We start from the raw sequence: 17,631 nt of genomic DNA, 5'->3' as shown, positions 1-17,631 counted from the left end.
GTTTCGGACGTTTCGATCGGACGTTCCGAGCGGAGTCCCGGCACGGGCCGGGGCGGCAGGCGGCCGGGCGGCGGTGCGGGGCGGACTCGTTCCGCCGGATGCGGACGGCCGGGCTCGGTCTCGCTTCGGGGCGCGAGGAGCGGGGGGCCCTCAGAAGGTGCGCATTCGACACATACAACGAGCACCGGGCGTCGTGATCGCCTCGGTCGCAAGGATGCGGCTGCTCGTCGTGGTCATGCCCCAAGTAAAACAGACGTAACGTTCCGCCCGATCCGTCTGTCCGAATAGCGGACAGACGTGGATGGTGACGCGAGCCGGCTCGGCCGGTCGTCGCATTTTCCGCACGCACCGCTGTGACCTGCACCGATACGGCAGGGAGGGCATCGACGACCGCATCCGCGACCGGTCCGGAGCGGCGCCGGGCTGTGGCCAAGGCCACGGTCCTCCTCCCCGCCGCCCGTCCGCCCTCGCGGCCCGGCGGCGGGGAGCGCACACGGACGGGGACGGGGGCGCACACAGGGGGGCGTTCGCTCCGTAATACCCTCGGCTCATGCTTGACGCCCTGACGGTCGCGGTCGCCGTGACCGCGCTCGCCCTCGCCGCCTGGTGCGGATTCGCCGCGTACCGCGATCAGCCGACCAAGGACTGGCACTTCATCGGGATGGCCGTGGTCTCGCTGCTGGCGCTGGCCCAGCTGGTGGTGGGCATCGTGCAGTTGTCCCGGGGCGAACGGCCCGAGCAGGGCATGACGATCTTCATCGCGTATCTGATCGGGGCGTTCCTCGCGGTGCCCGCGGCCGGTTTCCTGTCGCTGACCGAGCGGACCCGGTGGGGTTCGGTGACGGTGGCGGCGGGCGCGGTCGTGCTGGCCGTCCTCGAAGTACGGCTCTACGACATCTGGGGAAACTGACCGTGACCGACACCGAACGCACTCCCGCGGCGGCCACCGGCGAGAAGCAGCCCTTCGATCTCGGCACGGGTCCCGGCCGGGTACTGGTCTGGTTCTACGGGGTGTTCACCGTCGCGGCCGCCTCCCGCTCGATCGTCCAGATGATCCTGGACTTCGGCAGGGCGCCGCTCGCCTATGTACTGTCCGCCGTTGCCGCGCTCGTGTACGGGTTCATCACGTACTCGCTGGTGCGCGGGGGCGAGAAGGCGCGCCGGACCGCGCTGGTGTGCTGCGCCGCCGAGCTGCTGGGCGTGCTGGTCGTCGGGACCTGGACGATGGCGGAGCCTTCGGCGTTCGCGGACGCCACCGTCTGGTCCGACTTCGGCATGGGGTACCTGTTCATCCCGGTGATCCTGCCGATCACCGGGATGATCTGGCTGCGCCGGGCCAGGAAGGACTAGCGGCTCAGGCGCTGGCCACGTACGCGGGCTCGGTGGCGTCCTTCTCCAGCAGGATCATCCGGACGCCGTCCCGGCCGGTCTCGTTTCCCACGGGGGCGTAGCCGGCCCGGCGGTAGAGCCGCAGGTTGCTCTCGCTGCGATGACCGGTGTGCAGGCGGAACAGGGTGGCCGAGCGCTCGTCGGCGAGTCCCGACTCCGCCGCCCGCAGCAGCCGGGCACCGAGGCCGTGGCCCTGGAGCCGGGGGTGGACGCAGAGCCTGCCGATCTCCCCCGCGCCGTCCGTGCCGACGGCTCCCCGGACCGAGCCCACGACCTCGTCACCCAGCCGCGCCACGAACACCAGGTTGGTGGCGATCTCGGTGCGCAGCGAGTCGAGGGTCTGGACGAGCGGGTCGATCCGGTAGTTGCCGTACAGCTCCGCCTCGCTCTGGAAGCAGAGGTACTGGAGTTTCAAGATCTGTTCGGCGTCCTGTGCCGTCGCCGTCGAGATGATCACGCTCATGCCCATCCGCGCATGCCTCCGCCCACCTGATCCACCGGTTGTCTAACGCTCCTTTCCCCGCAGTTCAGGAGCAGCAACCTCCGCCGCGAGCATTCTGCGCAGACATCCAAGGCAACGGGAACGGATCGGGCCCAAACTCCCCTGTGACATACCCAACTTCCCTGCGATTTCCCGGTAGGTCGGATCGCTGGGCGCGAGCATCGCAGTCATCAGCCGGGCGCACCTGCCGGGCAGCCGGTCCACCGCCGCGCGCAGCGCCCGGCGTTCGTCGGCGCCGAGGGCCAGCCGCTCGGGGCAGCCGGCCGGGTCCGCTGCGGTGTCGTCGCGGTAGGGACGTTCACGCCGGGCGGTGCGGCGGGCCCTGCGGGCCTCTCCCCGTACGGCCTCGCGCACCCAGCGGGCCGGGTCGGCCGGTGGCCCCTCCCCCGCGAGCCGCTCCAGCAGCCGCAGCCAGACGGCCTGTTCGAGATCGGCCGGTTCGATCGCCGCGCCCGTGACCGAGGCGGCCGCCTCCGCCGTGGCCTCGGCGCTGACCAGCGGGTGCAGATCACGGACCAGGGACGCGGGGGCGGGCGAGGGTCCTGCGGGAACGAGATCGAGAAGCGTCATGTCCCGGCCGACGCGCCCGCGCCCGCGGCCGGTTGCCGCACCGGGCGAGCACCACCCGACCGGGGCACGCCCCGGCCGGGTCCTGACGCGGTTGTCACTTCGCGGCGAAGTCCGCCGCGGCGAGCAGGGCCGTGTCGGGGTTGTCGGAGAAGACTCCGTCGATGCCCGTCGCGAAGTACGCCTGGAACGCGCCGAACGCGTCTCCGTAGGCGTTGGGGTCCGTGCCGCGCCGGAAGTCGGCGGGGAGGAAGGTGTTCTCGTTGCGCATGGTGTAGGGGTGCAGGACCAGGCCCTGGGCGTGCGCGTCCGCGACCAGGGTGGTGGGCGTGGTGAGCCGCCCCGAGGTGTCCTTGGGGATGACCAGGTCCAGGGTCGGGCCGATGCCCTGCGCGAAGGAGGCCATCCACTTCAGCCCCTCGGGCTTCACCAGGTCCGCCACCGTGCGCGGGTCACCGGATGTGACGAAGTCCCAGGGGCGCTCGCCCGCGCCGGAGAGCAGCACGACGCGCGGGGTCGCCACGAGCCGCGCCAGCCGCTGGATGCTGCCGGGCTCGAAGGACTGGAGGATGAGCGGCGACTGCTGACGGTGCCGGTTGTAGCGGCGCAGCAGCTTGGCGAGCGGCTCTTCGAGGCCGAGGCCGAGACCGCGGAAGTAGGTGGGGTGCTTGGTCTCGACGTACAGCCAGACGGGCTTGGAGCGCCTGCGGCCCTCGCGGTCGGCCCAGCGCAGCACCTCCTCGAAGGTGGGGATCTCCCAGCGGCCGTCGTAGAGCGTGTTCTTCTGGCGGGTGCCGGGGATGCGTTCCTTGGCGCGCAGCGTCTTCAGTTCGGCGAGGGTGAAGTCCTCGGTGAACCAGCCGGTGAGGGAGACGCCGTCGACCTTCTTCGTGGTCCTGCGGCTCGCGAACTCGGGGTGTTCGGAGACATCGGTGGTGGCGGTGATGTCGTTCTCGTGACGGCATACGAGATGGCCGTCCTTGGTCGGCACCAGGTCCTGCTCGACTATGTGCGCGCCCATGTCGAGGGCCAGCTGGTAGGAGCCGAGGGTGTGCTCGGGCCGGTAGCCGCTGGTGCCGCGGTGTCCGATGACGGTGGGCACCGGCAGGTCGAGGCGGAAGCCGTGACCGCCGTGGCGTCCCGCGGCGCCGGCCGCGGTGTCGGCGGTGGCCGGGCCGCCGGCCAGGCCGAGGGCGGCCGTGCCCAGTACGGCGGCTCCCGCTCCCAGCATGGTTCTGCGGCCGGGACCGGCCTGCGCGCGCTCAGTCATGAATGCTCCTCACGTGTGATGTCTGGCACCTGTCGGGCGAGGCCCGAGCGTAGGCAGCGGTACCGTCGTGGGGGCAGCTCCTGGACGAACATGGCGGAAACTCATGTCAACACCGCGTATCCGCTCCGTGAACCCGATGTGCGATCAGCGAGAACCCGCGAGTATCGTCCTCACCTGCATGGACCGTCACGATCCCGCTCCTCGGCCGGCCCGGCCACTACACCGGAGGAACCGTTGTCCCGACACGCACTCATCAAGGCAGTGCTCGGACCGATCTTGCGCCTGATGTTCCGCCCCCAGGTGGAGGGTGTGGAGAACATCCCCGGGGACGGTCCGGTGATCCTCGCGGGCAACCATCTGACGTTCATCGACTCGATGATCATGCCGATCTGCTGCGACCGGCCGGTGTTCTACATCGGCAAGGACGAGTACGTGACCGGCAAGGGGATCAAGGGCCGGGCGATGGCCTGGTTCTTCACCGGCTGCGGCATGATCCCGGTGGACCGCGACGGCGGCCGCGGCGGTGTCGCGGCGCTGATGACGGGCCGTCGGGTGCTGGAGGAGGGCAAGGCGTTCGCCATCTACCCCGAGGGCACCCGCTCCCCCGACGGCCGTCTGTACCGGGGCCGTACGGGCATCGCCCGGCTGACGCTGATGACGGGCGCGCCGGTGGTGCCGTTCGCGATGATCGGCACGGACAAGCTGCAGCCCGGCGGCGCCGGCCTGCCCCGTCCCGGCAAGGTGACGGTCCGCTTCGGTACGCCTATGGAGTTCTCCCGCTACGAGGGAATGGACCGCGACCGCTATGTGCTGCGGGCGGTGACCGACTCCGTGATGGCCGAGGTGATGCGGCTGTCCGGTCAGGAGTACGTCGACATGTACGCCACGAAGGCCAAGGCCGCGTGAGCTGAGGCGCGAGGCGCCGACGGCAGGACGTACGGAAGGGCCCGTACCCCGGTTTCCGGTGGTACGGGCCCTTTCGCGCGTCCGGGCGGCTACTGGTGCACGATGCCGTCCTCCAGCTTCTGACCGCGCAACAGGAACCAGGCGGCGACGGCCGTCGCCAGCAGGACCGCCGCGCCGACTCCCGCGGCGAGCCGCAGTCCTTCGACGAACGATTCCTGCGCCGCGGCGAGCAGCGCCTGTGCCTGCTGGGCCGGCAGACCGTGGGTCGCCTCGACCGCGCCGCCCAGCGATTCGTGCGCCGCGGCGGCGTTGGCCGGCGGGGTGCCCGCGGGCGACTGGAAGGTCTGGTAGGCGCCGGTGACGATGGAGCCGAGCAGGGCGATGCCGAGGGCCGCGCCGAGTTCGTACGCCGTCTCGGAGACCGCGCCGGCGGAGCCGGCCTGCTCCTTCGGGACGCTGGAGAGGATCACGTCGGAGGTGACGGTGAAGGCGAAGCCCGCGCCCACTCCGACGATGAGCAGCACCGCGCCGATCAGCGGGTAGGCGGTCTCCTTGTGGATCAGGGTGACCGCGGCGAGCGCCAGGCCGATCGCTCCGAGGCCGCCGGTCACCACCGAGCGCACCGAGAAGCGCCGGGCCGCCCGGCCGGCGATCAGACCCGCGACGACCGCTCCGACCGCCGCGGGCAGTTCGGCGAGGCCGGCCTCCAGCGGGCCCCGCCCCTGCACCAGTTGGAGGAACTGGGAGAGGAAGAAGACCAGCCCGGACAGGCCGAGGATGGTCAGCAGGTCGGCGAGGACCGCGCCCGAGAAGCCCCGGTGATGGAAGAGCCGCATGTCCAGCAGGGGTGCGGGCAGCGTGAGTTGCCTGCGTACGAACCAGCAGAGTGCGGCCGCGCCGCCGAGGCCCGCGGCGATGGTCCCGAGGCTCGGGCCGTGCGCCGCCAGCTCCTTGATGGCGTACACGACGCCGATCATGCCGATGAAGGAGAGCGCCACGCTGACCAGGTCCCAGGGGCCCGGGGCGGGGTTCCTGGACTCGGGGATCATCTTGGCGCCGACGACCACGAGGACCGCCATCACCGGCAGGTTGATCAGGAAGACCGAGCCCCACCAGAAGTGCTCCAGCAGCAGTCCGCCGACCACGGGGCCGACGGCCGCGCCCGCCGAGGCCATCGCTCCCCAGATGCCGATGGCCAGGCTGCGCTCGCGCGGGTCGTGGAAGAGATTGCGGATCAGGGCGAGCGTGGACGGCATGAGAGTGGCGCCCGCGACACCGAGCAGCGCCCGCGCGAGGATCATCATCTCGGGGGTGTGCGCGTAGGCGTTGAGCACCGAGACCGCTCCGAACGCCGTCGCTCCGAGCAGCAGCAGCTTCTTGCGGCCGATGCGGTCGCCGAGGCTGCCCATCGAGACCAGGAGTCCGGCGATGACGAAGGAGTAGACGTCGCCGATCCACAGGAGCTGGGTGCCGGTGGGTTCGAGGTCCTCGGTGAGGAAGGGGGTCGCGAGGCCGAGGACGGTGGCGTCGATCGCCACGAGCAGCACGGCGAGCACGAGCACGGCCAGGGCGAGCCACCGCCCGGGACGGTGCAGCTCGTTCGGGGTTTCCACCTGCTGTGCGATACGGCTCATTGCTCCACGCTCCGGCGTGCACCGCCGAGCAGCAACTCGACGATCATGTACTGGAAGTCCTGGCTTGCGACCCGGCCGTCCTGGACGGCCCAGGCGGCGGACGAGATGAGCCCGTAGAGGGCCTCGGTCAGCCAGGCGGGGGTGAGGTCGATCCGGAATTCGCCGCGCTCCTGGCCGCGCCTGAAGAAGGCGGAGACCCGGGCGTCGAGACGGTTCCAGCCCTCGTTCTGCCCTTCGCCCTCGAAGAGCTGGTTCTCGGTGACGAGGAAGGAGAGCAGTCCGGCGCTCGGCTCGACGGCCGCGACGAAGCGGCGCAGCGCGTCCTGCGCGGGGCCCTCGTCGAGCGCGGCGGCGTCCAGGGCCGCCTCGACCTCCTGGATGCCCAGGTTCTCCAGCGCTCTGACCAGGGCGTCCCGTCCGGCGAAGTGCCGGTGCAGGGTGGCGCGCCCGATGCCTGCGGCTCTGGCGACCTCGTCCATGGTGGCGGTCGATTTACGGGTCAGCAGAGCTGCGGCGCTGCGCAGCACCTGCTCACGGTCGAGACTCATGAGACAAGCATAGACCATATGAGACACCAATGTCTCAATGAAAAGACGGGCCCACCCCGGCGGGGAGGGAGGACCATGGCGCCATGAAGCCGCTGCTGCTGATCGACATCGACGGGCCGCTCAATCCCTACGCGGCGCTCGCGCACCCGCGGCCACCGGATGGTTATGCGAAGCATCTGACGCGGCCGACGGGGTGGGACTGCGGTCCGCCGCTCCCCGTCCTCCTCAACCCGGAGCACGGCAGGTCGCTGCTGGCCCTGACCGGCCGGTACGAGCTGGTCTGGGCGACGACCTGGAAGGACGAGGCGAATGTCTGGATCGGGCCGCGGCTCGGACTGCCCCCGCTGCCGTACATCGACTGGCCCTCGATGCACGGCAGCGCGCCGGACGGCACGTACTGGAAGACGCAGTACGTCGTGGAGTACGCGGCCGGCCGGCCGTTCGCCTGGGTCGACGACGAGATCGCCGAGCAGGACCGGCGGTGGGTGCTGGGCCAGGGGGTCACCGAGGCGCTGCTGCGCCGGGTCGACCCCTGGACCGGGCTGCTGCCGTCCGACTTCGCGGTGCTCGCGGCGTGGGCGGACGGCAGCAGCCCGGGCGGGCCTCTCAGTCGTTGAGGACCGTCAGGTCGAGGCCGGGGAGGCGGGCCGGGTCGTTGATCACGGACATCTCGGCGACCTTCCCCCCGACGACCGTGAAGACCATGACCGCGAAGCGCCGGCCCTCGCTCGCCGCGATGACGGCCGGCTCCCCGTCGACCAGTGCCCGCTGCGACGACCGCGCGAACTGCGCGAACATCATCGCCCGGCGGGCCACGGTCTCGGCGCCCCGCACCAGGGCCGGGGCACCGGCCCCGCCGACGCCGGTGTCGGACCGCACCACCACGTCCGGGTCGAGCACGGCCACCAGGGCCTCGAAGTCGCCGTCGCGGGCGGCGGCCAGGAAGGCGGCGACGACCTCGCGCCTGCGGGCGAGAGAGCCGTCCGGGACCGGCTCCGCGCCCTGCACCCGGCGCCGCGCCCGGCTGGCGAGCTGCCGGGCCGCGGCCGGGGTGCGGTCCACGACCCCGGCGATCTCGTCGAAGGGCACGGCGAACATGTCGTGCAGCACGAAGGCGAGCCGCTCGGCGGGGTCGAGCGTTTCGAGGACGACGAGCATCGCGATCCCGACCGAGTCGGCCATCAGCGCCTGCTGCTCGGGGTCGGCGCCCGGCCGGCCGCCGAGGTCCGGGCCACCGGCGTACTCCTCGGGCACCCCGGTGTCCAGGGGCTCCTCGCGGCGGGAGCGGCGGGAGCGGAGCATGTCCAGGCACACCCTTCCGACCACCGTCGTCAGCCAGCCGCCCAGGTTCTCGATCGCCCGGTCGTCGGAGCGGCCGAGCCGGATCCAGGCCTCCTGGACGGCGTCCTCCGCCTCGCTCGTCGAGCCGAGCATCCGGTAGGCCACGGCCTTGAGCCGGCTCCGGTTCTCCTCGAAGTGCTCCGCCAGGAACTCATGTCCGTCCACAGTCACATTCCTCCGTCGTGTTCCGTCACAGCACTGACGTACGGAACTCCGCCGATGTGACGGACGGCCCCCGGCGCTCTCCGGTCAGCTCCAGCTCAGCCCGGCGCGGTGACGCCAGTACGCCTCGGGCTCCTCCACCAGCGCGTCGAGCCGGGCGCGCCGCTCCTCGTCGAGGTCGACGAGCGGCGCGTGCAGGTTTCCGGCGAGCTGGTCGACGGTCGCCGCGCCGGAGAGCACGACCCCGGCCCAGGGCTGGCGCAGCACGAACGCCAGGGCCACCGCGTCGCTGCCGAGGCCGGCGTCGGAGGCGATCTCCCGGACCACGGCCGGGGCCTCCGTACCGGCGAGCCGCCCGTTGGCCATGGCCTCCTTGACGATCACCGTGAGTCCGGCGGCATGGGCCTCGGCGAGCGCCGCCCCGGCCGAGGTCTCCAGGGCGTTGTAGGTGGCCTGGACCGTACGGAAGAGCGGCTCGCCGTCGACGGTGACGGCGAGGGCGGCCCGGATCGCGTCGGCCTGGGCGGGGCCGCTCGTCGAAAGGCCGATGCTGACGCCCTCCGCGGCGAGCGCGGCCAGCCGGGTGTGCAGCTCCTTGTCGGTGAGGGCCGGGCTTTCGGCGGTGACCGAGTGGATCTGGTAGAGGTCGAGGCGGTCGCCGAGCAGCTCGTCGGTCTCGGCCCGCTGGCGCAGGAACGTGGCGAGGCTGTGGTCCTTGACCTCGTGCGCCTCGGCCTCGACGCTCCACGCGGCGGTGTAGGTGTAGCCCCATTTGCTGCCGATGACGACGTCGTCGGCCTCGGGCCGCGCGGTCAGCCAGTCGGCCAGGAACTCCTCCGCGCGGCCGTAGGAGCGGGCCGCGTCGAAGTAGCGGACGCCCTGTGCGTAGGCGGCGTCGAGCAGCTCGTGGGTGCGTTCGCGCATCGCCCCGACGCTGCGGTCGGCGGGCAGATCGCGGTCGCGGTGGAGGTTGATGTAGCCGGGCCTGCCGACCGCCGCCAGGCCGAGCCCGATGTGGGCGGTCGGTGTGGTCGCTGTGGCCAGCCGGGCGAAAGGCATCGTTGGGCTCCTCGTCGATCGGGTGTGCTCCCCCGTCAACGTAACCCAGCTCACGGAAACCGGAAGGCGGGGAGCGTACGGTCCGCTCCCCGCCCCGGTGCCGTCCCTGTCGTGATCAGTTCTTCGCGGTGGCCCAGGCCTGCTGGGTGGCGAGGTCGGCCTTCACCTCGGCGAGCTGGACGGCCACGGCCGACGGGGCCGTACCGCCGCGGCCGCTGCGGGAGGCGAGCGCACCGGCCACATTGAGGACCGTGCGGACCTCGGGGGTGAGGTGTTCGGAGATCTTGGCGAACTGCTCGTCGGTCAGCTCGTCGAGCTCGATGCCCTGCTGCTCGCACTCCTTGACGCACTCACCGGCGACCTCGTGGGCGACGCGGAAGGGCACGCCCTGCTTGACCAGCCACTCGGCGATGTCGGTGGCGAGCGAGAAGCCGGCCGGGGCCAGTTCTTCCATGCGCGCGCGGTTGACGGTGAGGGTGGCCATCATGCCGGTGAAGGCGGGCAGCAGGACCTCCAGCTGGTCGCAGGAGTCGAAGACCGGCTCCTTGTCCTCCTGGAGGTCGCGGTTGTACGCGAGCGGGAGCGCCTTCAGCGTGGCCATCAGGCCCGTCAGGTTGCCGATCAGGCGGCCGGACTTGCCGCGGGCCAGCTCGGCGATGTCCGGGTTCTTCTTCTGCGGCATGATCGAGGAGCCGGTGGAGAAGGCGTCGTGCAGGGTGACGAAGGAGAACTCCTTCGTGTTCCAGATGATGACCTCCTCCGCGATCCGGGAGAGGTTCACACCGATCATCGCGGTGATGAAGGCGAACTCGGCGACGAAGTCGCGGGAGGCCGTTCCGTCGATGGAGTTGCCGACGGACCCGTGCTCGAAGCCGAGGTCGGCGGCGACCGCCTCCGGGTCGAGGCCGAGGGACGACCCGGCCAGGGCGCCGGAGCCGTACGGCGAGACGGCGGTCCGCTCGTCCCACTGGCGCAGCCGCTCGGCGTCCCTGGACAGGGACTGCGCATGCGCCAGGACGTGGTGGGCGAAGAGCACCGGCTGGGCGTGCTGCAGATGCGTACGGCCGGGCATCGCCACGTCCGGGTGCGCCTCGGCGAGGCCGACCAGCGCGCCCTGCAGTTCGGCGATCAGGCCGCCGATGATCCGGGCGTGGTCGCGCAGGTACATCCGGAAGAGGGTCGCGATCTGGTCGTTGCGGGACCGGCCCGCCCGCAGCTTGCCGCCGAGGTCGGGGCCGAGGCGCTCCAGCAGCCCGCGCTCCAGCGCCGTGTGGACGTCCTCGTCGGCGATGGTGCCGGTGAAGGAGCCGTCGGCGACATCGGCTTCGAGCTGGTCGAGACCGGCGATCATGCGGATCAGCTCGTCCTCGGTGAGCAGGCCCGCCTTGTTCAGCACGCGCGCGTGGGCGCGGGAACCGGCGATGTCGTACGGCGCGAGCCGCCAGTCGAAGTGGACGGAGGCGGACAGCTTCGCCAGCGCCTCGGCCGGACCGTCGGCGAAGCGGGCGCCCCAGAGGCGTACGTCGCTGTTGCCGTTGCCGTTGCTCACTGCGTGCTCCTCGGGAAGAACAGGGTGGTGGGTGTGCGGCCGCCTCCCCGTGCGGAGGGCCGGGGAGGCGGAGACGTAACTGCTGGGGGTCGGGCGAGGTCACGCTTCCCGGGCTTGCGCCCGGTCACCGGTCTCTCCGCACGGCGCGATCACGATAGGCATAACTATGCAGAGCAATGCATGTTTTGTCAAAGGTGCGACTGCCTCCCCGCGCCCCGCAACGGAGGTCCCACCAGGTGGAATCACCTCGCCACCACCGGAGTCGGCGCCGACAATGGCCACCATGGGGAAAACACATGAACGCATCGACGGGCGGATCAGGACCTTCATCGAAGAGCAGCACATCTTCTTCACCGCGACGGCGCCCCTGGACGGCGAGGGCACGGTCAACCTCTCCCCCAAGGGAGTCAGCGGTTCGTTCGCCGTGATCGACGAGCTGACCGTGGCCTATCTGGACTTCGCGGGCAGCAATGCCGAGACCGTCGCCCACCTCCGTGAGAACGGCCGGATCACACTGATGTGGTGCGCCTTCCAGGGGCCGCCGAACATCGTGCGGGTGCACGGCCGCGGCGAGCCGGTCTTCCGTGACGATCCGCGGTTCGGCGCGCTGCTCGCCCACTTCCCGGACGTGGACCCCGACCTCCACGGGCTGCGCGCCGTCGTCGTGGTGCGGGCCGAGCTGATCCGGGACACCTGCGGCTACGGGGTGCCGTTCATGTCGTACGACGAGGACCGGCCGCTGCACGCCCGGCGCTTCGCCCGCGAGGACGACGCCTCGCTCAGTGCCTACTTCGAGAAGAAGGAGCACATCGCGACGAGCATCGACGGGCTGCCGGGGCTGCCGCTCCCGCTGCCGCCGATGCCGCGGGCGGGACGCGATTGAGCCGTACGGAGCAGAACCGCGGGTGGCGGCCGGGCGGAGGGTCTACCGTCCGGGCATGCGCAGATCCCTGGTGACCCTCTCGGTACTGCTCGCGCTGGCGGGCTCCGTCGCGGCCCGCCCCGCCGCCGCCCCGCCGCTCCCGGCCCGGATGGCCGACACCGGCGGCGGCAGTCAGCTGATCACGGCCGAGGCCCCGGCCGAGGGCTCCACCACGGGCACCGTCACCTGGTGGAATCTGCGCCGGGGGGTCTGGGTGAAGGGCGGGTCCACGCCCGCCAGGTTCGGTGCGAAGGGCCTGGCCGAGGGGGCGTCGCGCAAGCAGGGCACGAACACCACACCCACCGGCCTGTACGACCTGCCGTACGCCTTCGGGATCAAGCCCGCACCGGCCGGCACCGTCCATCCCTACCGCCGGGTCAACGAGCGGTCGTGGTGGTGCCAGGACAACGCGGCGCGGGCCTACAACCGCTGGGTGGAGCCGCGTCCCGGGGACTGCCGGGCGGGCGAGGCGGAGCATCTGATCGCGTATCCGACGCAGTACGCCCGCGCACTCGTCATCGGCTTCAACTACGAACGGCCGGTGCGGGGTCGCGGCGCCGGGATCTTCCTCCACGTCAACGGGCGTGGTGCGACCGCCGGTTGCGTCTCCGTCCCGGCGGCCGCGATGGACCGGATCCTCGACTGGGTGGACCCGGTCCGCCGTCCGCACATCGCGATCGGGACCCGCTCGGGCCCGACCGCGATCACGCGCTACTGACGGACGCCGGCGACGCCGGTCCGTTCAGCGCTCGTTCTGTGCCAGTCGCAGCAGATGGTCGGCGAGCGCCTGACCGCCCGCCGGATCACGGCTGATCAGCATCAGGGTGTCGTCGCCCGCGATGGTGCCGAGGATGTCGTGCAGTTCGGCCTGGTCGATGGCCGAGGCGAGGAACTGGGCCGCGCCCGGAGGGGTGCGCAGCACCACGAGGTTGGCCGATGCCTCCGCGGAGATGAGCAGTTCGGCGGAGAGCCGCCGCATCCGCTCCTCCTTCGCCGACCCGCCCAACGGTGCCTGCGGGGTACGGAATCCGCCCTCGCTGGGCACCGCGTAGATCAGCTCGCCACCGGTGTTGCGGATCTTCACCGCGCCCAGCTCGTCCAGATCGCGGGAGAGCGTCGCCTGGGTGACGCTCAGCCCGTCGTCGGCGAGGAGCTTGGCCAGCTGGCTCTGCGAACGCACCGGCTGCCGGTTCAGGATGTCCACGATCCGGCGGTGGCGTGCGGTGCGGGTCTGCGGCACGGACGGCCCGCCGTACTCGGTCTCCTGCGCCTCGGTCATCGTCGTCGCCTCATTCTCCGGATCGTCCGTCCCCTTGTGCCGCGTCGAGAGCGCCGGGCAGTGCCCGGATCAACGCGTCCACTTCCGCGTCGCCGATGATCAGCGGCGGCATGAGCCGCAGGACATCGGGGGCGGGTGCGTTCACCAGGATTCCGGCGCTCTGAGCCGCCTGTTGCGCCTGGGGCGCGAGGGGCTCGGTGAGCACGATACCCAGCAGCAGTCCGGAGCCGCGGACATGGGATACCAGCGGGTGACCGAGACCCTCCACGCCGTCCCTGATCCTCTCGCCGAGCCGCTTGACCCGGTCCAGGACGCCGTCGGCGGCCAGGGTGTCCAGGACGGCGAGTCCGGCGGCGCAGGCGATCGGATTGCCGCCGAAGGTCGTGCCGTGCTGGCCCGGCTTCAGCAGCTCGGCCGCCGGGCCGAAGGCCACGGTCGCGCCGATCGGCAGTCCGCCGCCGAGGCCCTTGGCGAGGGTGACGACATCGGGCTCGACGCCCTGGTGGGCCTGGTGCTCGAACCACTGGCCGCAGCGGCCGATGCCGGTCTGCACCTCGTCGAGGACGAGCAGGGTGCCGGTGGCCCGGGTGATCTCCCGGGCCGCCTCCAGATATCCGGCGGGCGGCACGACCACGCCGTTCTCGCCCTGGACCGGCTCGATGATCACCAGCGCGGTGTCGGTGGTGACGGCGGCCCGCAGGGCGTCCGCGTCGCCGTACGGGACGTGCGTGACGTCACCGGGCAGCGGGAGGAACGGGTCGCGCTTCCCGGGCTGGCCGGTCAGCGCGAGCGCGCCCATGGTCCGGCCGTGGAAGCCGCCGTCGGTGGCGACCATGTGGGTCCGCCCGGTCAGCCGGCCGATCTTGAACGCGGCCTCGTTGGCCTCGGCGCCCGAGTTGGAGAAGTAGACGCGGCCGCCCCGGCCGAAGAGCTGGAGCAGCCGTTCGGCGAGGGCGACGGGCGGTTCGGCGATGAAGAGGTTGGAGACGTGGCCGAGGGAGGCGATCTGGGTGGAGACGGCCTCGACGACGGCGGGGTGGGCGTGGCCCAGGGCGTTCACCGCGATCCCGCCGACGAAGTCGAGGTACTCGGTGCCGTCGGCGTCCCACACCCGGGCGCCCTCGCCGCGGACCAGGGACAGCTTCGGGGTCCCGTAGTTGTCCATCAGCGCATGGCTCCAGCGCTGTGCGAGCTCCTGGTTGCTCATGACTCCCCCTGCGCGTCGGGCACGACCATCGTGCCGATTCCTTCGTCGGTGAAGATCTCCAGCAGGATCGAGTGCTGGACCCGGCCGTCGATCACGCGGGCGGTCTCGACGCCGTTGCGCACGGCGTGCAGGCAGCCCTGCATCTTCGGCACCATGCCGCTGGAGAGTTCCGGCAGCAGCTTCTCCAGCTCGGCCGCGGTGAGCCGGCTGATCACGTCGTCGCTGTTGGGCCAGTCCTCGTAGAGGCCCTCGACATCGGTGAGGACCATCAGCGTCTCGGCGTTCAGTGCGGCGGCGAGCGCCGCGGCCGCGGTGTCGGCGTTGACGTTGTAGACGTGGTTGTCGTCGGCGGAGCGGGCGATGGAGGAGATGACCGGGATCCGGCCGTCGTCCAGCAGTGCCTGGATCGCGCCGGTGTCGATGGCGGTGATCTCGCCGACCCGGCCGATGTCGACGAGTTCGCCGTCGATGTTCGGCCGGTGCTGGACGGCGGTGATGGTGTGGGCGTCCTCGCCGGTCATGCCGACGGCGAGCGGGCCGTGCTGATTGAGCAGGCCGACGAGTTCGCGCTGGACCTGTCCTGCGAGCACCATCCGTACGACGTCCATCGCCTCGGGCGTGGTGACGCGCAGGCCCGCCTTGAACTCGCTGACCAGGCCCTGCTTGTCGAGCTGGGCACTGATCTGCGGGCCGCCGCCGTGCACGACGACGGGCTTGAGGCCGGCCTGGCGCAGGAAGACCACGTCCTGGGCGAAGGCGGCCTTCAGCTCGTCGTCGATCATGGCGTTGCCGCCGAACTTGATGACGACGGTCTTGCCGTTGTGCCGGGTCAGCCAGGGCAGCGCCTCGATGAGGGTCTGCGCCTTCGGGAGTGCGGTGTGTTTCCGCGCCGCGCTCATGAGCTGTACGCGCTGTTCTCGTGGACGTAGTCCGCGGTCAGGTCGTTGGCCCAGATGACGGCGGACTCGGTGCCGGCGGCGAGGTCGGCGGTGATCTCGACCTCCCGGTAGCGCATGTCGACCAGGTCGCGGTCCTCGCCGACGCCGCCGTTCTTGCAGACCCAGACGCCGTTGATGGCGACGTTCAGCTGGTCGGGCTCGAAGGCGGCCTTCGTGGTGCCGATCGCGGAGAGGACCCGGCCCCAGTTGGGGTCCTCGCCGTGGATGGCGCACTTGAGGAGGTTGTTTCGGGCGATGGAGCGGCCCACCTCGACGGCGTCGTCCTCGGTCGCGGCGCCCACGACCTCGATCCGGATGTCCTTGGAGGCACCCTCCGCGTCACCGATGAGCTGGCGTGCGAGGTCGGCGCAGACGGCCCGTACGGCCTCGGCGAACTCCGCCTGGTCCGGAGTGATTCCGCTCGCCCCGGAGGCCAGCAGCAGCACCGTGTCGTTGGTCGACATGCAGCCGTCGGAGTCGACCCGGTCGAAGGTGGTGCGGGTGGCGGCGCGCAGCGCGGAGTCGAGTCCGGCGGCGTCCACGTCGGCGTCGGTGGTGAGGACGACCAGCATGGTGGCGAGGCCCGGGGCCAGCATGCCCGCACCCTTGGCCATGCCGCCGACGGTCCAGCCCTCGCCGCCCGCGACGGCGGTCTTGTGGACGGTGTCGGTGGTCTTGATCGCGATGGCGGCCTTCTCACCGCCGTGCTCGCTGAGGGCGGCGGCGGCCTGCTCGATGCCGGGCAGCAGCTTGTCCATCGGGAGCAGGGTGCCGATCAGCCCGGTCGAGGCGACCGCGATCTCGCCCGCGTTGTGGCCGGTGAGGACCTCGGCGGCCTTCTCGGCGGTGGCGTGGGTGTCCTGGAAGCCCTTCGGGCCGGTGCAGGCGTTGGCACCGCCGGAGTTGAGCACGACGGCGGTGACCTCGCCGCCCCTGAGCACCTGCTCCGACCAGAGAACGGGGGCGGCCTTGACGCGGTTGGAGGTGAAGACGCCCGCGGCGGCGCGACGCGGACCGTGGTTGACCACGAGGGCCAGGTCCGGGTTACCGCTCTCCTTGATTCCCGCGGCGATGCCCGCCGCGGAGAACCCCTGTGCTGCCGTGACACTCACGGTGCGACTCCGATCGTGGAAAGACCTGTGTCCTCGGGAAGTCCGAGGGCGATGTTCATGCTCTGCAGGGCACCGCCGGCGGTGCCCTTGGCGAGGTTGTCGATGGCGCTGATCGCGATGATCCGGCCCGCCGCCTCGTCGTGGGCGACCTGGATCTGTACGGCGTTGGAACCGTGGACGGACGCCGTGGCGGGCCACTGCCCCTCGGGGAGCAGCTCGACGAAGGGCTCGTCGGCGAACGCCTTCTCGTACACGTCACGGAGGGACTCGGCACTCACACCGGGCCTGGCCTTCGCGCTGCAGGTGGCGAGGATGCCGCGGGGCATCGGCGCCAGGGTCGGCGTGAAGGAGACCGTGACCGGCTCCCCGGCCGCCGCGCTGAGGTTCTGGATCATCTCCGGGGTGTGCCGGTGGGCTCCGCCCACGCCGTACGGGGACATGTTGCCCATCACCTCGGAGCCGAGCAGATGCGGCTTGGCCGCCTTGCCGGCCCCGGAGGTGCCGGACGCGGCGACGACCACGGCCTCGGGCTCGGCCAGCTGGGCCGCGTACGCCGGGAAGAGCGCGAGCGAGACGGCGGTCGGGTAGCAGCCGGGCACGGCGATACGCTTGGTACCGGCGAGCGCCGAACGCCCGCCGGGCAGTTCGGGCAGGCCGTAGGGCCAGGTACCGGCGTGCGGGGAGCCGTAGAACTTCTCCCAGTCCGCCGCGTCCTTGAGCCGGAAGTCGGCACCCATGTCGACGACCAGCACCTCGTCACCGAGCTGCTCGGCCACGGCGGCGGACTGTCCGTGCGGGAGGGCGAGGAAGACGACATCGTGCCCGGCGAGGACCTCGGGGGTGGTCGGCTGGAGCACCCGGTCGGCGAGCGGCCGCAGGTGCGGCTGGAGCGCGCCGAGCTTCTGCCCGGCGTTGGAGTTGGCCGTGAGCGCCCCGATCTCGACCTGGGGGTGAACCAGCAGGAGGCGGAGCAGCTCCCCGCCGGCGTATCCACTCGCCCCTGCCACTGCTGCGCGTACCACCATCGGAACCTCCTCGTCGATGGCATGACTATACGCAGCTATGCACTTTTATGCAAAGCTTTCGAGGGGTGGTTCGCCGTTCGCCGAGGGTGTGCGCCGCCCGCGCCCGCGACGGTTCCTGCCCTCATCCGCGGTGGAAATCCTGCCTGGGGCCGCGCGTGGGCCAACTACCGGCCCCCCGCCCGATCTTGAGGAGCCGCCGGTCCTGGTGCTTGACTTTCCCG

The 17,631-nt window shown here is 71.4% G+C and carries 19 protein-coding genes; 6 read left to right on the top strand and 13 right to left on the bottom strand.

Annotated elements, in window-relative coordinates:
* Positions 1-550: 550 nt before the first annotated feature.
* Both ACWCPY_RS12510 and ACWCPY_RS12505 read left to right on the top strand, forming a co-directional pair.
* Complete coding sequence (locus ACWCPY_RS12510) at positions 551-910, top strand: hypothetical protein (RefSeq protein WP_072484474.1); 360 nt, start codon at positions 551-553, stop codon at positions 908-910.
* Positions 911-912: 2 nt separating this feature from the next.
* The gene (locus ACWCPY_RS12505) at positions 913-1,350 is read left to right on the top strand and encodes a hypothetical protein (RefSeq protein ID WP_451264271.1); all 438 of its coding nucleotides are present in this window, start codon (positions 913-915) and stop codon (positions 1,348-1,350) included.
* A gap of 4 nt (positions 1,351-1,354) precedes the next feature.
* Here the strand turns inward: ACWCPY_RS12505 and ACWCPY_RS12500 are convergent, their stop codons facing one another.
* From ACWCPY_RS12500 to ACWCPY_RS12490, 3 genes are all read right to left on the bottom strand, one after another.
* Complete coding sequence (locus ACWCPY_RS12500) at positions 1,355-1,858, bottom strand: GNAT family N-acetyltransferase (protein ID WP_451264270.1); 504 nt, start codon at positions 1,856-1,858, stop codon at positions 1,355-1,357.
* Between the two features lie 36 nt (positions 1,859-1,894).
* Entirely contained in the window at positions 1,895-2,461 is a 567-nt protein-coding gene (locus ACWCPY_RS12495; protein WP_451264269.1) for a sigma-70 family RNA polymerase sigma factor, read from the bottom strand.
* Positions 2,462-2,555: 94 nt separating this feature from the next.
* Complete coding sequence (locus tag ACWCPY_RS12490; RefSeq protein WP_451264268.1) at positions 2,556-3,728, bottom strand: glycerophosphodiester phosphodiesterase; 1,173 nt, start codon at positions 3,726-3,728, stop codon at positions 2,556-2,558.
* Positions 3,729-3,962: 234 nt separating this feature from the next.
* Here ACWCPY_RS12490 and ACWCPY_RS12485 point away from each other — a divergent pair, with 234 nt between their 5' ends.
* The gene (locus ACWCPY_RS12485) at positions 3,963-4,634 is read left to right on the top strand and encodes a lysophospholipid acyltransferase family protein (protein ID WP_451264267.1); all 672 of its coding nucleotides are present in this window, start codon (positions 3,963-3,965) and stop codon (positions 4,632-4,634) included.
* 89 nt (positions 4,635-4,723) lie between these two features.
* Here ACWCPY_RS12485 and ACWCPY_RS12480 read toward each other — a convergent pair whose 3' ends face one another.
* Both ACWCPY_RS12480 and ACWCPY_RS12475 read right to left on the bottom strand, forming a co-directional pair.
* Positions 4,724-6,268, bottom strand: coding sequence for an MFS transporter (locus tag ACWCPY_RS12480; RefSeq protein ID WP_451264266.1), 1,545 nt, complete (start codon positions 6,266-6,268; stop codon positions 4,724-4,726).
* The gene (locus ACWCPY_RS12475; RefSeq protein WP_451264265.1) at positions 6,265-6,816 is read right to left on the bottom strand and encodes a TetR/AcrR family transcriptional regulator; all 552 of its coding nucleotides are present in this window, start codon (positions 6,814-6,816) and stop codon (positions 6,265-6,267) included. Before ACWCPY_RS12475 ends, ACWCPY_RS12480 begins: the two co-directional genes overlap by 4 nt.
* Before the next feature lie 83 nt (positions 6,817-6,899).
* Here ACWCPY_RS12475 and ACWCPY_RS12470 point away from each other — a divergent pair, with 83 nt between their 5' ends.
* The gene (locus ACWCPY_RS12470; protein ID WP_451264264.1) at positions 6,900-7,433 is read left to right on the top strand and encodes a hypothetical protein; all 534 of its coding nucleotides are present in this window, start codon (positions 6,900-6,902) and stop codon (positions 7,431-7,433) included.
* Here ACWCPY_RS12470 and ACWCPY_RS12465 read toward each other — a convergent pair.
* The 3 genes from ACWCPY_RS12465 to argH form a co-directional block, all read right to left on the bottom strand.
* On the bottom strand, positions 7,423-8,322 hold the full coding sequence (locus tag ACWCPY_RS12465) for a sigma-70 family RNA polymerase sigma factor (protein ID WP_451264263.1): 900 nt from the start codon (positions 8,320-8,322) through the stop codon (positions 7,423-7,425). The genes ACWCPY_RS12470 and ACWCPY_RS12465 overlap by 11 nt on opposite strands.
* An 84-nt stretch (positions 8,323-8,406) precedes the next feature.
* The gene (locus tag ACWCPY_RS12460; RefSeq protein ID WP_451264262.1) at positions 8,407-9,378 is read right to left on the bottom strand and encodes an aldo/keto reductase; all 972 of its coding nucleotides are present in this window, start codon (positions 9,376-9,378) and stop codon (positions 8,407-8,409) included.
* A gap of 115 nt (positions 9,379-9,493) precedes the next feature.
* Entirely contained in the window at positions 9,494-10,927 is a 1,434-nt protein-coding gene (gene argH, locus ACWCPY_RS12455; protein ID WP_451264261.1) for an argininosuccinate lyase, read from the bottom strand.
* Between the two features lie 283 nt (positions 10,928-11,210).
* Between argH and ACWCPY_RS12450 the strand changes: the two genes are divergently transcribed.
* Together ACWCPY_RS12450 and ACWCPY_RS12445 are read left to right on the top strand one after the other, a co-directional pair.
* The gene (locus ACWCPY_RS12450) at positions 11,211-11,810 is read left to right on the top strand and encodes a pyridoxamine 5'-phosphate oxidase family protein (protein WP_451264260.1); all 600 of its coding nucleotides are present in this window, start codon (positions 11,211-11,213) and stop codon (positions 11,808-11,810) included.
* Positions 11,811-11,865: 55 nt separating this feature from the next.
* Positions 11,866-12,567, top strand: coding sequence for a L,D-transpeptidase family protein (locus ACWCPY_RS12445; RefSeq protein ID WP_451264259.1), 702 nt, complete (start codon positions 11,866-11,868; stop codon positions 12,565-12,567).
* A gap of 24 nt (positions 12,568-12,591) precedes the next feature.
* Here ACWCPY_RS12445 and ACWCPY_RS12440 read toward each other — a convergent pair whose 3' ends face one another.
* Genes ACWCPY_RS12440 through argC form a run of 5 tightly spaced genes read right to left on the bottom strand, consistent with a single transcriptional unit; the run spans position 12,592 to position 17,410 of the window.
* The gene (locus ACWCPY_RS12440; RefSeq protein WP_072484461.1) at positions 12,592-13,128 is read right to left on the bottom strand and encodes an arginine repressor; all 537 of its coding nucleotides are present in this window, start codon (positions 13,126-13,128) and stop codon (positions 12,592-12,594) included.
* Between the two features lie 10 nt (positions 13,129-13,138).
* A complete protein-coding gene (locus tag ACWCPY_RS12435) occupies positions 13,139-14,335 on the bottom strand; it encodes an acetylornithine transaminase (protein WP_451264258.1) in 1,197 nt (398 codons plus the stop codon).
* Complete coding sequence (argB, locus tag ACWCPY_RS12430; RefSeq protein ID WP_451264257.1) at positions 14,332-15,234, bottom strand: acetylglutamate kinase; 903 nt, start codon at positions 15,232-15,234, stop codon at positions 14,332-14,334. The genes ACWCPY_RS12435 and argB overlap by 4 nt, the downstream gene beginning before the upstream one ends.
* On the bottom strand, positions 15,231-16,385 hold the full coding sequence (gene argJ / locus ACWCPY_RS12425) for a bifunctional glutamate N-acetyltransferase/amino-acid acetyltransferase ArgJ (RefSeq protein WP_451264256.1): 1,155 nt from the start codon (positions 16,383-16,385) through the stop codon (positions 15,231-15,233). Before argJ ends, argB begins: the two co-directional genes overlap by 4 nt.
* Complete coding sequence (gene argC / locus ACWCPY_RS12420) at positions 16,382-17,410, bottom strand: N-acetyl-gamma-glutamyl-phosphate reductase (protein ID WP_451264255.1); 1,029 nt, start codon at positions 17,408-17,410, stop codon at positions 16,382-16,384. The genes argJ and argC overlap by 4 nt, the downstream gene beginning before the upstream one ends.
* Between the last annotated feature and the right edge of the window lie 221 nt (positions 17,411-17,631).

Source organism: Streptomyces sp. NPDC002403 (assembly GCF_053593015.1).
Note: the sequence above shows the minus strand (reverse complement) of the source record. Positions and strands in the feature narration are given on the sequence as shown.